Annotated in this window: 10 protein-coding genes and 1 pseudogene; 6 read left to right on the top strand and 5 right to left on the bottom strand. The window is 60.6% G+C overall.

Features of this window, described 5'->3' with window-relative positions:
• Positions 1 to 90 precede the first annotated feature (90 nt).
• Together CE453_RS00220 and CE453_RS00215 are read left to right on the top strand one after the other, a co-directional pair.
• Positions 91 to 410: pseudogene (locus CE453_RS00220) on the top strand (helix-turn-helix domain-containing protein).
• Positions 407 to 1330, top strand: a complete 924-nt coding sequence (locus tag CE453_RS00215) for an ImmA/IrrE family metallo-endopeptidase (RefSeq protein WP_089172780.1) — start codon at positions 407 to 409, stop codon at positions 1328 to 1330. Before CE453_RS00220 ends, CE453_RS00215 begins: the two are co-directional and overlap by 4 nt.
• A 173-nt stretch (positions 1331 to 1503) precedes the next feature.
• On the opposite strand, the gene CE453_RS28340 is transcribed toward CE453_RS00215, so the two are convergent.
• Together CE453_RS28340 and CE453_RS00200 are read right to left on the bottom strand one after the other, a co-directional pair.
• Positions 1504 to 2169 carry a hypothetical protein gene (locus CE453_RS28340; RefSeq protein WP_157732848.1) on the bottom strand — a complete coding sequence of 222 codons (666 nt, stop codon included), beginning with the start codon at positions 2167 to 2169 and terminating at the stop codon, positions 1504 to 1506.
• Positions 2170 to 2479: 310 nt separating this feature from the next.
• Positions 2480 to 3619, bottom strand: coding sequence for an RHE_PE00001 family protein (locus CE453_RS00200; protein WP_089172777.1), 1140 nt, complete (start codon positions 3617 to 3619; stop codon positions 2480 to 2482).
• Between the two features lie 257 nt (positions 3620 to 3876).
• Here CE453_RS00200 and CE453_RS00195 point away from each other — a divergent pair, with 257 nt between their 5' ends.
• From CE453_RS00195 to CE453_RS00180, 4 genes are all read left to right on the top strand, one after another.
• Positions 3877 to 5058 (top strand): DUF3800 domain-containing protein, encoded by a 1182-nt coding sequence (locus CE453_RS00195; RefSeq protein WP_157732847.1) that lies wholly within the window; start codon positions 3877 to 3879, stop codon positions 5056 to 5058.
• Positions 5055 to 6224, top strand: coding sequence for a site-specific integrase (locus CE453_RS00190; RefSeq protein WP_089172775.1), 1170 nt, complete (start codon positions 5055 to 5057; stop codon positions 6222 to 6224). The genes CE453_RS00195 and CE453_RS00190 overlap by 4 nt, the downstream gene beginning before the upstream one ends.
• Before the next feature lie 205 nt (positions 6225 to 6429).
• The gene (locus CE453_RS00185) at positions 6430 to 8853 is read left to right on the top strand and encodes an NACHT domain-containing protein (RefSeq protein ID WP_089172774.1); all 2424 of its coding nucleotides are present in this window, start codon (positions 6430 to 6432) and stop codon (positions 8851 to 8853) included.
• Positions 8854 to 8998: 145 nt separating this feature from the next.
• On the top strand, positions 8999 to 9952 hold the full coding sequence (locus tag CE453_RS00180; protein ID WP_089172773.1) for a recombinase family protein: 954 nt from the start codon (positions 8999 to 9001) through the stop codon (positions 9950 to 9952).
• An 11-nt stretch (positions 9953 to 9963) separates the two neighbouring features.
• On the opposite strand, the gene repC is transcribed toward CE453_RS00180, so the two are convergent.
• The 3 genes from repC to repA all read right to left on the bottom strand — a co-directional run bounded on the left by repC (position 9964) and on the right by repA (position 13908).
• Entirely contained in the window at positions 9964 to 11280 is a 1317-nt protein-coding gene (gene repC, locus CE453_RS00175; protein ID WP_089172772.1) for a plasmid replication protein RepC, read from the bottom strand.
• A gap of 210 nt (positions 11281 to 11490) precedes the next feature.
• Positions 11491 to 12498 carry a plasmid partitioning protein RepB gene (repB, locus tag CE453_RS00170; protein ID WP_089172771.1) on the bottom strand — a complete coding sequence of 336 codons (1008 nt, stop codon included), beginning with the start codon at positions 12496 to 12498 and terminating at the stop codon, positions 11491 to 11493.
• 174 nt (positions 12499 to 12672) lie between these two features.
• The gene (gene repA, locus CE453_RS00165) at positions 12673 to 13908 is read right to left on the bottom strand and encodes a plasmid partitioning protein RepA (protein WP_191125898.1); all 1236 of its coding nucleotides are present in this window, start codon (positions 13906 to 13908) and stop codon (positions 12673 to 12675) included.
• Between the last annotated feature and the right edge of the window lie 103 nt (positions 13909 to 14011).

Here is a 14011-nt window from a genome sequence, read left to right as displayed (position 1 = left end):
AAGATGGGAAGCTTGAATGCGCCTGTCAAGGGTCGTAGACTATCGCTACTCCGAACAGGCGTCGGAGGTACGATTTTGGAAGGGCCGGTTATGAAATTTGGTGAGCGGATCAAGAAGTTACGAACTCAGAAAGGCCTGACGCTCGATCAGCTCGCCCAGGAAACCGCGTCCTCGAAGAGCTACATTTGGGAGCTCGAAAACAAGAATCCCCCTAGACCGTCTGCCGAGAAGCTATCCTCGATTGCGAGTGCCCTGGGGTCACCGTCGACTATCTGATCGGCGCCGACACCCAGACCCTGAGTGACGCAGAGGATACCGCCTTCTTCCGGCAATATAGCGGCTTGCCGGAGGAGACCCGCCGCCAGATCCGAGAGATGGCTCGCATCCTCGATACCAAGCCGCGTAAATGAACGAGCCAAGCCGCCTCCGGCCGCTGAAAGAGGCGGCTCGCATCACCCAGATGCTGGACCTGGTCCTCGGAGCGGACCGTTTTGATCGCGCGCCGGTCGACATGGTCGGGCTCGCGCTGGAATATTCACGGAAGATTGCGCCGCAAAGCCCTATCCATGAGGTCGTCGAGCGCGACATCTCCGGTTGCGTCGGCGCCCTGGTCTATGGCGAGGCGCGACCGCGCCAATGGGCGATCATGTACCATGTCGGCCAGTCCAACGGCCGCCGCTCCTTCACGGTCGGACATGAGTTCGCCCACTACATTCTCCATCGGCAGCTGATCGAGGAGGACGGGCGCTTCGACGGCGGCATCTATTGCGATGAGAACGCTGTGGTCCGCCGCGGTGGATCCGGTATCGAACAGGAGGCGGACGAGTTCGCGGCGGCACTGTTGATGCCGCTTCACGACTTCCGTCGGCAGCACCCTGCCAACGCTCGCGTCGATTTCGACATCCTCGGGCGCCTCGCGAAGCGCTATGGCGTCTCCATGACCGCCGCGATCCTGCGCTGGCTCGAATACACGGAAACGCGGGCCATGGTGGTCGTCTCGAACGAGGGTTTTGCCCATTGGGCAAAACCGAGTGACCGTGCGCTGAAGTCAGGACGGTTCATCCGTACGAAGAACACCGTGTTCGAGCTGCCCGCCCAGGCCTTCGCCGCTCGCGGCGATTACTCGGACAGTGCTCTCACGGGAACGATGCAGACCGCGGGCGTGTGGTTTCCTGAGCCGGTGCATGAAATGTGCTTTCGCTCCGATCGATACGATCAGGAGATCTCCCTGCTCCAATTTGAGTCCGAGGGCCCGCGCTTCCAAGGGGAAGAGGAAGAGCCCGACGTCTTGGATCGATTCACCAACGGCGGGCAGTTGCCGAGCCGGTGATGCGACGGTCGGGTGTCGCCGAGGCAAGGGGCGCCGAAAGGCCCTGCATTGTGGTGGGACCGGGGTCGAGACCAGATGAGCAGCATGTCGCTCTTGCCTTCGACAGAATTGGCGTAGATTGGGACGGGGATCCATTCGGCCAATCGAAGCGTCGATTTGCTCGAGGTCGCGGTTCAGCCGCCTTCATCGGCCGGGATAGGAAGCGTGTCCTCGAAACACTCGTGTTGCGGGCCGTCAAGCACAACCGCGCCGATATTCTCGCAGTCCCGCACCTGCAGCCGCAGCGGGATGTTGTTGCCCGGACCAAGCTGGTTCATCAACCAACCGACACAGTGAGCCTCATCGCCCGGCGGATGTTCGTGGCAAGCCATGGCTCTGCCGGTCCCGACGAGGCATCCCGGGCTCGCGATGGTGGCCGCGAGCGTGCGATGTTGGTCTTCGCTGTAGCCATGAGGGATGTCGTGCGGTCGGTCGAAACCTTCCAGGGGCATTTCGCGCATTGCCGGACGCGCTTCAGTCTCTAGCTCACGGTTTCCTCCTGAATTTGAGCAGCCGCCGAAGCACCCGAATTGGCCGAGATCCAAATCTACCTTAAGCACTGTCACTGCGGATGAGAGCGGGCTCCCCGCCAACAGCGCCTGCACCGCTGGAGCATGATCAGTGTGAGCTCGAAGCACGAAATCATCTGGGATGGACGCAGCGTCTGGGTCAACGACGAGACCGGCTGCTGTATCGGTCGGTTCACCCGGCGGGGCGTGGATGTCCACAAAACCGGCCCCGACCAGGTCGCGACGGGAATCCAGTGTCTCGATTGCTTCCATGACGTGGAGCCGGCTCATGCCTGGGATCGGTTTGTCCGGTCGATGAAGCTGCACCACGGGGTGAGCGTTCCGGTGAGCGCCAGGCCCGGATTTGTCCTCCCCGCCCCCCATGCGTCGGAGGGGTTTAGCAAGCCGTCGCTGGGATAGGACACTGCCCGGTTGTCGGCTTAACGAGGCGATCGCTTCGCAGCGGACTCCAGCGCGAAGCCACCAGCAATCCGGCCGAGCCTCGCTGCCGATCCGGATCGCAAGATAGCCATTGCAGGCTCGACCAAGGATGGGATCGCCTGCCGCCGCGCCCCTGCGGATCGCGCCGATCGGCACAAGCCTAGACGATCCCCCAGGCCCGATAGCGTTTCCGGCCGGTGAGCTCGCGCGGCAGGCTGGCGCCGAGCTCTTTCAGCATCGCCTCGACCGCCTGCGGCGTCACTTTTAGCCTCGCTGCGGCCAGTTGCACGGTGACGAGCGGCGACGACACGAACAGCACGATGAGCTCTGCCAGCTTCGAATTCCCCCTTCGATTTTCACACTTCCGCAGCATCAATTCCCGCGCCAGTGACAGCCGATCGCAATCCGCCTGAACGAAGGCAGCCGCCTCCGTCAGCGCGCCGAGCAACCCACCGACCCGGACACTGAGCGCCTGGTGCGGCCCCCAGCGGAAGCGTCCTAGCCTCAAGCCGAGCCCGAGGGTCGGCAGATGCGCCTGAGCCAGACCCCGTTGACGCAACACGATCGCCGCCAGAGCAAAGCCGAGCTCGCCGGCCCGTTCCGACGGCTCGAGCGCCAGCCAGGCATCGAGGGCGAGCGCGGCCGCGAGCGTCGCCGGCAGCCCCCTCCCCTCCTCCAGGACGGCGAGCCAACGCTGGCAGCGCCCGGCGCCGTCATAGGCAGGATCGCGCAGGGTCAGGCTCTTTCGGCCCGCGTCGGAGGACAAGTCGTTCCAGCTGTCGAGTTTGTTGCGGGTGCGCGCCAGTAAGGCGTCGATCTCGGCGAAGGCCGGGTCAGTGGCGGGATCGGTATCATCCTCCAGCTCCTGGTCCTCGCCGATCCGATCATCATCGTCTTCACCGCGATAGCTCTCCTCCCATGGCGCTGAGATCCTATCCGTGGAGACCAGCGCGGCCCCAGATCGCCCGCTCCCTTCCGGTCGCCGCGGTTGCGTGAGCCCGAGCCGCCCCCGCACGGCATCGGGGCTCAGAATCCCGGTCGGCTCGCGCCGCGCCAGGCGCCGGCGCTCGTCAAGCATGGCGGCAGCGCGGGTGATCTCACGGGTCGGGCTGCGCACATCCATGCCGGCGTCGTGCAGGATCAGATCCTCGAGCGGGCAGAGGCCGCCGGCGAGCGCGATCAGGGCCTGGGCCTCGAAGGCGTGGCCGCGCTGACGCACGCCTTCGGCCAGATCGGGCGTGGCCCGGGCCAGGCGCTCGTCGCAGCGGGAGAGCGCGATCGCCGCGGCCTCGGCGGCCACGGCACAGTCCGAAACCAGGGCATTTCGCTCAGCTGGCGAGATATCATAGTACTTTGAATTCACGCCTCTAAATCTATAAAAACCAATTTAAATGGCAATATATTTGTTTCACTCCGATATCTCGTACTCCATGTCCATAACTATCGATAATTACCTCTTATCGATAGTGATGGACACACGCGCAAAAAGCAGCGATTCTGGCGCTCCAGATTGCCGCCGTCGGCCCTCGGCCGACCTCAGCTCGACGAGACAGCGCCTTGACCACGCCTCCCGCCCGCTTGATCTCCTGCGACGAGGCCGGCTTCACCGGCCCGCGCATGCTCGATGACGATCAACCTGTCTTCGCCTACACCGCGATCGACCTGACAGCGGAGGAAGCCGCGGCGATCGTCGCCGCCACGCGACAAAAATACCGGGTCCAGGCGCCGGAATTGAAGGCGCAGGGCCTGCGTCGGCGCGACAATTGGAGCGAGATCGCTCTGGATCTCGCGGGCCAGCTCGAGGGCCGGGCGCTGATCATGGTCTGCGACAAGCGGCTCAATCTCGGCGGCAAGGCCTTCGAGTACCTGTTCGAGCCGGTGCTGCAGGCCAAGAACAGCCTGTTCTATCGCCACAACCTGCATCGCTTCGTGATGCACGGCCTGCACGCTGCTTTGTACAAGACCGGCGAGCGCCCGCATCAGGTCGCCGAGGAGCTCCAGGCCTTCATGCGCTCCTTCAACCCTGAGGACGCGCCAAAGCTGTTCGCCGTCAGCCAAGCGCCGGATGAGAGCTCGGTGGTGCTGAACTGCGTGCTGCGCTTCGCGCGCGGCTATGCCGGCATCATCGCCGCGGAAGCGCAGGCGCTGCAGCCGGGGCAGAGCCTGACCGGCAAATGGACGCTCGATCTGACGACGACGGCGCTGTTCAGCCTGACGCTTCAGGGTTTTGGTTTGCGCTATCCGCAGATCGAATTGCTCTGCGACGACTCGAAACCCTTGAAGGATATGGCGCATATCTTCGACACCTGGATCGGGCGCAGCGATCGGCCGGATATCACCGATGGCCGGCGGGCGACCCCGATCGGCATGAACCTGGCCGGTCCGATGCGCTTCGGCTCGTCGCTCGAGCACCCGACGATCCAGATCGCCGATGTGCTGTCGGGCGCCTCGGCCGACTTCACCAAGCGCAAGGGCGCCCCGGAGTTCGCCGCCTTCGGACCCTGGCTCGATCGGCATCTGCACCCGAACCATCTCCTGCCCGACGCCGAGGTGATCGACACCTCGCAATTGGAGCCCAGGGTCAATCTCGCGGTCCTGCGCGAGCTCGCCCGTCGCGCCGATCTGGGCGCCGATCCGCTCGCCGGCATGGACGACTTCTATGCTGCCACGATCCGGCGCTTTCGCAGTCCCGCCGCCCGGGTCCGCAACCCGGGCCGGCGCGAGCGGCGACGTCGATGAGTGATCTCGCCCTCACCTCTTTGGCGGACTCCGAGACCCGCCGCGCCCTGCAGCTCGACGCGCTGTCCGCGATCCTGCCGATGGAGCGGCGCGATCAGCTCGCCAAAATCCTGACCGATGACGACGTCGCGACGCTGCGCCACCTCGCGAAGGAGGGCATGGGGGAGAATTCCCTGCGCGCGCTCGCCTCAGACCTGGCCTATCTCGAGGCCTGGGCGATCGCGGCGACGGCTGCGCCCCTGCCCTGGCCAGCGCCGGAAGCGCTGGCGCTGAAATTCGTGGCGCAGCATCTCTGGGACCCGGCCCAACGCGAGAGCGATCCCGGGCACGGCATGCCCGAAGTCATCGCCACGGCCTTGCGGCTGGACGGTCATTTGCGCGTCGCGGGTCCGCACGCGCCGTCGACGGTCAAGCGCCGATTGGCGCATTGGTCGACGCTACACCGCTGGAAAGGCCTTATGGGCCCCTTCGCCGCCCCATCACTACGCACGGCCGTACGCCTGGCGGTCCGGGCCAGCGCCCGGCCGCGGCGGCGCAAAAGTCAGCGCGCCGTCACCCGCGACATCCTCGACCGCTTGCTGGCGACCTGCCGGAGCGATCGCTTGACCGATACGCGCGATCTGGCCTTGCTTTTGATCGCTTTCGGCTCTGGCGGCCGCCGCCGCAGCGAAATCGCCCGTCTGCGCGTCGAACAATTGTCCGAGGAGGCGCCGGTGCCGCTCGATCCTGACGATCCGGACTCAACCCGCCTGCCCTGCCTGGCGATTTCGCTCGGCAAGACCAAGACAGCGCAGGCCGACGACGCCGCCCGCGTTCTGATCGTCGGACCACCAGTCGAAGCGCTGCGTGACTGGCTCGAGCGTGCTGCGATCAGCAAGGGCGCGGTGTTTCGGGCGATCGATCGCTGGGAAGGTCTTTCCGACCGAGCACTGACCCCGCAGGCCGTCAACCTGATCCTGAAGCGCCGCTGCGCCGAGGCTGGGCTCGATCCGCTCGCGTTCTCGGCACATGGCCTGCGCTCCGGCTATCTGACCGAGGCGGCCCGCAATGGCGTTCCCCTGCCCGCGGCCATGCAGCAGTCGCAGCACCGTTCGGTCCAGCAGGCCGCGAGCTACTACAATGACGCCGAGCGGCAGCTCAGCAAGGCCGCCCGGCTCGCGCTTTAATGCCTGCCGCCCTGTTGGCCCAAGTCCTCGGCCAAACCACAGCTATGAGCCCAGCTAAGTAGCTCATCTCAATGTCCGTCGTGAAAAGCCTCTCCTCGATTGACACGTTTGACGGCGAACTCCCATCCCATACAGTGCAGATTGAAATGAGGTAACAGAGATCGGCAGATCACGCGTTCGCTAACCCGGAAAGCCATACTTGAAAATGCTATCGACGACGGAAAAAGGAAACGAATTCAGAGACACCGTTCTTGTCTTGCTAGAAGCGGCCGGGTTTCAGTGCAAATCGGAAATTAGAGCTGATTTTAAAAAAGCTGATATTGTCGCAACACGCGTTGATCCGTTTGACGGAATTCAAACGACGGCGATCGAGCTAAAAAATCTTGCCAGAAATGTTAGTAAGGCAGATTGCCAGGAATTCCTTATCGAATATGGCCGCCTTGTCTCGCAGAGAACTTTCTCCAGAGCGTGGTTGATTGCCGCGAAAGATATCAGTCCCGACGCACGAGCCCTCATAGAAGCAGTTCCAAATCTTCGCTGCTTCTCGATGCGCGAATTCAAGCGCGCACTTCTTTCTTTTGAACCGTACCTTTCCGATCTTGCCGATGCGTACGATCGGAGCTCAATAGAGAAATATTATATCTCACCGCAGAATGTCACAGGTGATGACATGGAGACGGTGATCGGTGATTGGGCACAGTCCTCAAGCACCACGCCTATCGTTATTATAGGCGGGTACGGGCAAGGGAAATCCACATTCGCCAAACACATAAGTGCAAAGCTCGCAAAGCAGATACTGTGCGGCGGAAATGGTAGAATACCCCTACTTGTTCCGTTAGGTGAGATTTTCGACGAGCAATCAGTAGACGGCTTGGTAGGAAAACTACTTGCAAGCCAAGCAAGGGTTGAAGGATATCACTTTAAATTATTTCGAGAGCTAAATCGCCTAGGTCATTTTATCATTATCTTTGATGGCTTCGATGAAATGAAGCACGGGATGACTCCGGCCATTTTCACAGCAAATTTCGAACGCCTTTTGAGCCTCAATGAAGGAACCGCAAAGTTATTGTTCTTAGGCCGCGACACAGTATTTCATGACGCCATCGAGTTTCGGTCCGTTATCGAGGGGAAAGACCTAACGCGGGCTGGGCAATTCATCCCGGTTCCGGGCAAGACGCAATGCCGAACGGAGACGTTAAAGGGCTTTGACGTTGCCGAAGCCCGCGACTTTGTCGAGCGATACTTTCCCATCGCGGTTCACGAGGCCAGAGGCAAACCAGAGGGCTCGGAATTCGACGCACAGTGGATTTCCAACCGGCTCGGGTTCCTCCTGTCAGGCAAATTTGACGAGCTTCTTTCGCGACCAGTCCATGCTCAGATGCTCTGTCAGATCGCAACGGAACCCGATCTAAATCTAGAAAAAGTATCGAAATTCCTCTTATACGATAGATTTATTCACTTTCTCTTGCATAGAGAAGTAGCAAAATCTGGTCGATTCCGCGGCTTCAGCCTAGACATACGTCGGCGCTTCAACAACATGCTGGCTTGGTGGCTGTGGGAGCAAGGAGGCGCCTCCACAAGCTCGATCTCTGTTATCCCAGATGCGCTATTTCAACAAGCGATAGGCGGAACCCGACATTCATTCACTGTGCCTGCTCTGCGGCGTGAACTCATCGCAGGTTGCTTAGTCATAAAAGATAATTCTTCGGTTTATTTCGCGCACCGTTCTATACAAGAATTCCTTGTAGCAGAATACCTATTCGAAAATAATCTGCTCAAAGATGAAGCGCCACAGTCTTTGAGAAGGACGCTTCGAAATTTAAATCCTGAAATTATTTCGTTTCTGATCGGATGGGTCCAAAATTCGCGAAGTGCTAAAACAACTACGGCAGACTGGTTCGATCTGCTAAAGCGAACGGATGCGCGGTCGATACCCCTGAGTGGATTTGATCTTTTCGTGCAGCTCAAAAAACTTACCGCAAGCACCTTCAAAGTACCGAGCCCCTGGGATGTTTTTATAGACTATTTCCTGCAAGCGGGGGCGACTCGGTTTATCGTACGGAAAGAAGCGCTACCCTGGGCCAAAGCGGAGCTGGCCTCAAAGGTTCTGGCATCCGAGGCCGGCGTCGCATCGCAGCTTGCCGAATCTCGGCAATCAGTGGCCGCCTCACTCCTGTTCTGGTCTCTGAGCGCGCGAGCAGCGAAATCAACTGCCGACTGCAATTCGTTGATGGAGTATATGATAGCGTGCCTTTTCGCACGAGAACCGGTTCGGACCATATGGGAAACGGTCAGTGAGTCCGCCACCAAGCAGCTTCGCCTATCAGCGGGGGAGTCTCTTCCAGAGGGTATATTGTTTGATTGTATAGCCCGCGGAGCGCCGAAAAACGGAAAAATCACAGTCGATATTGAGCGGGCCGCGCTGGCCTGCACATCGGCCATCAATGTGAGCTTCGATCTTAGCGACGAGTTTCTTAAATTAAATCATGCGCACGCGAGTATTGACGTAAATAAGGTTATAAAGATCGTAGATCAACTCACCGGGAAGGAAGCATCGGACGTGGCGAAGCAGTTTTTAAATGACCCTGAATTGCGGCGGCGAGTCATATCCGTCAGCGTACGGTTATAGTCACCACTCTCCTTGAAGGGTCGACAAGCACGCTTCGGGGCAACATACCAACAGCCTCCAAACCCGATTTCGGTCACAAACGATCAGTTATCCATATCTTCTGCATTTGGAAAATCGCCACTCGGCGTTCTCTCAGGCGCTCCAAATGGCCCGCGACACCCAAAATCGCGCTTCCCGTCGACCTCAGGGCCGCCTCATCGGCTATGCACGCGTCTCGACCGACGAGCAGACCACGGAAGCGCAGGAGATCGAGCTGCGCTCGGCCGGCTGCGACGTGATCGTCCAGGAGCATGGTTCCGGCGCGTCGCGCGCCCGTCCGGCTCTGGCGAAGCTGCTGCGTGAGATCGGCGCCGGCGACACCCTCATCGTCGTGCGTCTCGACCGCCTGGCGCGCTCGGTCAGCCATTTGCTTGACGTGATCGAGGACCTGACGGCGAAGAGCGCGCATTTCCGCTCGCTGCGCGATCCGATCGATACGACGACACCGCAAGGCATGTTTTCGCTGCAAGTCCTCGGCGCCGTCGCGCAGCTCGAGCGCGCGCTGATTTCCGAGCGGACCAAAGCCGGCATCAAGGCCGCGAAATCCAAAGGCCGGCTTCCCGGCAATCCTGGTATTCGCGAACGCCGACCGGAGATGCTGGCGAAGATGACCGCCGCCCAGAAGGCAGCCTATGGCGATCGCGTTCAGGCAACGGCGAGCCAATGGCTGCCGATCGTCAGACGGATGCGGCCGGACCATAGCTGGGACGACATCGCCCGCGTGCTGAGACAGCGCGGGTTCGACTCGACACCGGAGCGCTTGCGTCGGGCCGTCAAATGGTTGGTCGGCGAACACATGGCCGATAGGGCGCTGCTGCGGAAATCGCCTCCGCGGCTCCCCGAGGATCGCCTCGTGACGCTGGTGGCCGGCATTCACGTCTCGAACCCGAATCTCACGCTGCGCGAGATCGCAAGCCAGCTTGAGCGGCTGCATGAGCGAACGCCGCGCGGCGGTTCGAAATGGTCGCCGTCCTCGGTGAAGAACCTGATCGATCGCGCCCGCCGCTCCGGACTGATCGCCGGAGACGGCAACACGACCGAGGCCGCTGCCAAAGGATAAGCCCGCAGCCATCACGGCCTCGGCTTCTGCAAGCTTTTCAGCAGCGCCGCCGAGGCCTGGATACGCGGCTGCGAAGCCGTGGCGCCATCCTCAGCCGACCCCTCTTCGACCGCCCCCGCCTTCTGTGCATCGAGCCGAGCTCGCAGCAACGCCATGACCATAGGCCAGGTCGAGAATTTCTCCTCCTTCGCCCGGTCGGTCAGGCTGCGCAGGTAACCGCCGGCGTTGTTGATCTGCCCGGCACGCTGATACATCGCCGCCAGCGTGATCGCGGCGTGCTGCTCACCCATGACCTCGCGCGCTTCACGCCAGGCGCTCGGGCTGATCCCGAGCGACGGCCGGGCTAGTTCCGCCGCCGCCAGGAAATCGCGCCAGTGTCGGATTTCGCCGCCCTGCGCCAGCTCCCGCACGTTCGGGCAGGCGTCGAGCACAATGCCAAGAGGCAGTTCCCGCTTCGGTAGGCTCCGCACATTGTCGGTTTCCGCGACGATGACTGCCGCTTCCTCGTTGCTCGAAAAGCCGTCTTCAGATTCAGTTAGAGGCTCTGGTTTTGAATTCTGTATGTGACGACCAGAATGGGACTCATTGGCATCCGGATTCTGAGCTTTAGCGAATGATTCCAGCACGTCGCGGATCTGCGTGCAGAGGTCCTGCAGATAGATGCAAATGGTTTCAACGAGCTGCCTAGGAGCCGTACGGGGAAGCCTCCCGATGATCTCCTGGTAGGTCTGCTGCACCCTGCCCCAATTGCCCGGAACGCGCTCCTCGATGCCGGCGTCGATCATCTTGACGATATCCCGGCGCAGCAACGTGAGTCGCTCCTTGGCCACGCGAAACGCCTTCTTCTCAGCCTGCACCGCTTCGGCCAGGTCCTTGAACTCCTCAGCGCGCGCGACGATCGGCGAGAGGTCGAAGCCATAGGCCTGCTCGATCTCCCCTCCCCTTCCCTTCCGGGCGAAGCGCTTGCCGTTCGGGCTATCGCGACGGATGATCAGGCCGCACGCGACGAGTACGGCGATGTGCCGCCGCAGCGTCGTCGCCGGCATGCCGTTGGCGCGCGCCATCAACTGCTCGTTCGACGGCCAGACGACGAGTTCCGCTTCGCCGGTGAGCGCGGTTTCCGGGTGGAAGGTCAGCAGCGCGCTCAGGATCGCAAGCGAGCGATCCGTGGCGCCGAGGAGCTCTCTCGCCACGCGAACGTCGTTGAAGACGTGCCACTTGTGTACGACGGCATCAGGCTTCGTCGCCTTTGCCGCCATCTGACTTGAAATCTGGCCAAGCGTCATCGGCCGCCGCCCAAAGGGCGTCGTTGTTACATGCGTCTGCACGTTCCTTTACCTTTTGTTAGGCAAAGAAAATCCGCTCGCCAAAACGACGCTGAGTCCGTTCAGGACTCTTGACTGTGATTCGGGGAAGTGCGATTCTCAAAGTCGCCAAACTAGAGAGAAAGGGCTTCCGGAATCCGTTTCGGGGCCTTTTTTCTTTGCGGTTTACGTGTGTCTAGCGATGCGAAAGCGCCTCGCCTTCTTCACCACCTTTCAGCTTCTCGATCGTTCCTCCTCCCTTCCAGTCGAAAACTCGGCGTAGAGGTCGTCAAGTCGCGACGAAATCCACGTTGCGAACTCCGGGACAACCTTCTCGTTGAAAACAAGCGCGGTCTTGCCTCCCGAGCGTTCCACGCGACCCGCTCGCTTTCCAGCTTGGTTGACCCAAATATCCGTCGGCTTGCTGGCGCGCTTGGGCTGCTTGTCGACGGCCTTTAGGACCGCTTGAAATCTGCCATCGCTGTCCAACGCGATTGTCTCTGGATCGCTCAGCAGGTTTTCGGCTGCGATGACAGCCTTTCCATCCTCGAGCTTATCGGCAAGAGCAATCCACCGGGCTCTACCGGTTTTCGCGGCTGGTCCGATCTTCTGGACAATCTGCTCCGGCAGCCGTCGGGCGATTGCAATGTACCGGCTAAGGTCTGACTTGTCGGTCGAGAGTGCGGCCAGGATCGTGGAGCGATCGTATCCGGCATCCTCAAGGCGCCTCGCGAAGAAGGCCTTCTCGATGAAGGTCAGGTCCGCGCGATCGAGGTTCTCTCGCCCTTGCGCGATAACGAGCTCGGCATCGGTCAGATTCCGAACAATCGCCTTAACTGGTCGTCCCAAGCGGGTTGCTACTCTGAGCCGCCGGCGTCCGTAGACAATCTGAAAATGATTGGCTTTCTCCGGGTGCGGGCGGACAAGAATCGGCACTTGTTGCCCACGCTCGCGGATACTCTCCACCAGGGTCTCAAAGCCCGGATCGACATCGATAGCGATACGATCTGCTATTCTCGACCCTTCGATCTGCGCAGCCTCCAGCGAGAGTACTACCTCGCCTTCAGCAAGCTGTTGATGCAAGCGCTCGGCAGCCCTCGCACCTTCCGTCATCTCTTGAAGCGAACTGCCCATTGCGGCGATCGCGCCGGTACGAACACGCTCAGCATTTTTCGGCGGCACATGTGCAGCCGGCTCGGGCTTCCTTAGGAATAGCGAGTTGATGGCATCCTTCCGGCTCATCAGCGCCCTCCCACCGCGTGACCACAGCACATCAGCCAAAGTTGGGAGCTCCCAACTCCAGACAACCAGTCACTCCGAACGCCCCCTTCCGGGCGGGACAACGAAGAAAGTTGGGAGCTCCCAACAGCCACAAATTGGTCCTGATCGGCATCGCCCCAGGCAGGAATGCTGAAATCATCCGCGCCCCCATGCCGCTTTCATTAGGCCCTCGATTTCTGCATTTACTGCCTGAAGCGACTCCATCGCTCGGTCGTAAGTTGACCGAGTCATGTTCTCTCTTCCAATTTCGTACAGGGTCTGGTTGGACAATCCGGCATCCGAGACTGCCGCGGACTTGACCATCGGATTGGTCAAAACGAAATCGTCAAACATGTTCCGCAACAGCGCCGCCACCTTGGTCTGCGGAGCGTCCTGCGGCTCGAATCGGGTCAGTAGATACCGGACGAAATCATACTTGAGTTCACCGCCAGCGTCCCTGACAACACCCAACAGATCGCGTGTCATCAAGAGGAACTGACTCATTGAGGCGATATCGAGCATTTGCGGATGCACCGTGACGACCATGGACGTCGCTGCGCACAGCCCGCTTAGCGTCAGGAAGCCAAGCTGGGGAGGGCAGTCGATAACGACGATGTCATACTGATCCGCCACGTCATCGAGGGCCCGAGCAACGCGGGTGAAGAACAGGCCGTCGCGCGTCTGCACACCAGAGGTCAGGGCCTTTGGTGTCGTGTGTTCAAACTCCATCAGCTCCAAATTGCCAGGAACGAGATCCAACCCATCGAAATAGGTTTTGCGGATGACGTCGCTCAGTGCCCGCTTCTGATCATCGTATCGGATGGCCGCATACAGGGTCTCATTCGATAGAACCTCCGTCTCGGGAAGCACCCCGAGGAGCGCAGATAGGCTAGCTTGAGGGTCGAGATCGATAGCGAGAACCCGATAGCCCTGAAGCGCAAGGTGCTGCGCAAGGTGGGCCGACGTTGTCGTCTTGCCCGACCCGCCTTTAAAGTTCGTCACTGCGATAACCTGCAGGTGCTCCCCAGGGCGGCGATGGGGAACGACATCAATCCGATCCCGACCGCGAAGAGATTTGGCGAGTAGCTGACGCAGCTCGTTAATCTGAGCCAAGGTGTAAAGCCGGCGGCCATTGCTGGCGAGATCGGGCTGCGGTCCTTCGCCGGCTAACGTCATCTTCCTTAGAGTGGAATCCGAGATGGAAATCAGACGCGCTGCCTCGCCAGACGTAAATTTCCGCAGAACCTTCCTCGAGGTGGGAGGAAAGAGCGCCTCGCTCATGGCATGGAGTTGCGAGCTGAGAAGCTCAGCCTGCGCGCCGATGGTGTCCTCGACAGAGGGGATCAGCTTTCGCGTATGCTCGGCAGCTTGACTCACGTTCGAAACTCTCATCACGGAAAAACGGGCAAACACCCATATTTACCGTGACGATAGCAATTAGCCATTCTGCTGCAAGAGTTTAATGGTTAACTAGTACTTAACGGCAGCGCCGGCT

Origin of the sequence: Bosea sp. AS-1 (assembly GCF_002220095.1) — a bacterium.
Taxonomy (GTDB): Bacteria; Pseudomonadota; Alphaproteobacteria; order Rhizobiales; family Beijerinckiaceae; genus Allobosea.
Note: the sequence above shows the minus strand (reverse complement) of the source record. Positions and strands in the feature narration are given on the sequence as shown.

What these genes read in the sequence shown, in the direction of transcription:
- CE453_RS00215 (WP_089172780.1), top strand. Translation starts at nt 407, where the DNA reads ATGAACGAGCCAAGCCGCCTCCGGCCGCTGAAAGAGGCGGCTCGCATC.
- CE453_RS00180 (WP_089172773.1), top strand. Translation starts at nt 8,999, where the DNA reads ATGGCCCGCGACACCCAAAATCGCGCTTCCCGTCGACCTCAGGGCCGC.
- CE453_RS00190 (WP_089172775.1), top strand. Translation starts at nt 5,055, where the DNA reads ATGAGTGATCTCGCCCTCACCTCTTTGGCGGACTCCGAGACCCGCCGC.
- repB (WP_089172771.1), bottom strand. Translation starts at nt 12,498, where the DNA reads ATGAGCCGGAAGGATGCCATCAACTCGCTATTCCTAAGGAAGCCCGAG.
- CE453_RS28340 (WP_157732848.1), bottom strand. Translation starts at nt 2,169, where the DNA reads ATGAGCCGGCTCCACGTCATGGAAGCAATCGAGACACTGGATTCCCGT.
- CE453_RS00185 (WP_089172774.1), top strand. Translation starts at nt 6,430, where the DNA reads ATGCTATCGACGACGGAAAAAGGAAACGAATTCAGAGACACCGTTCTT.
- repA (WP_191125898.1), bottom strand. Translation starts at nt 13,908, where the DNA reads ATGAGAGTTTCGAACGTGAGTCAAGCTGCCGAGCATACGCGAAAGCTG.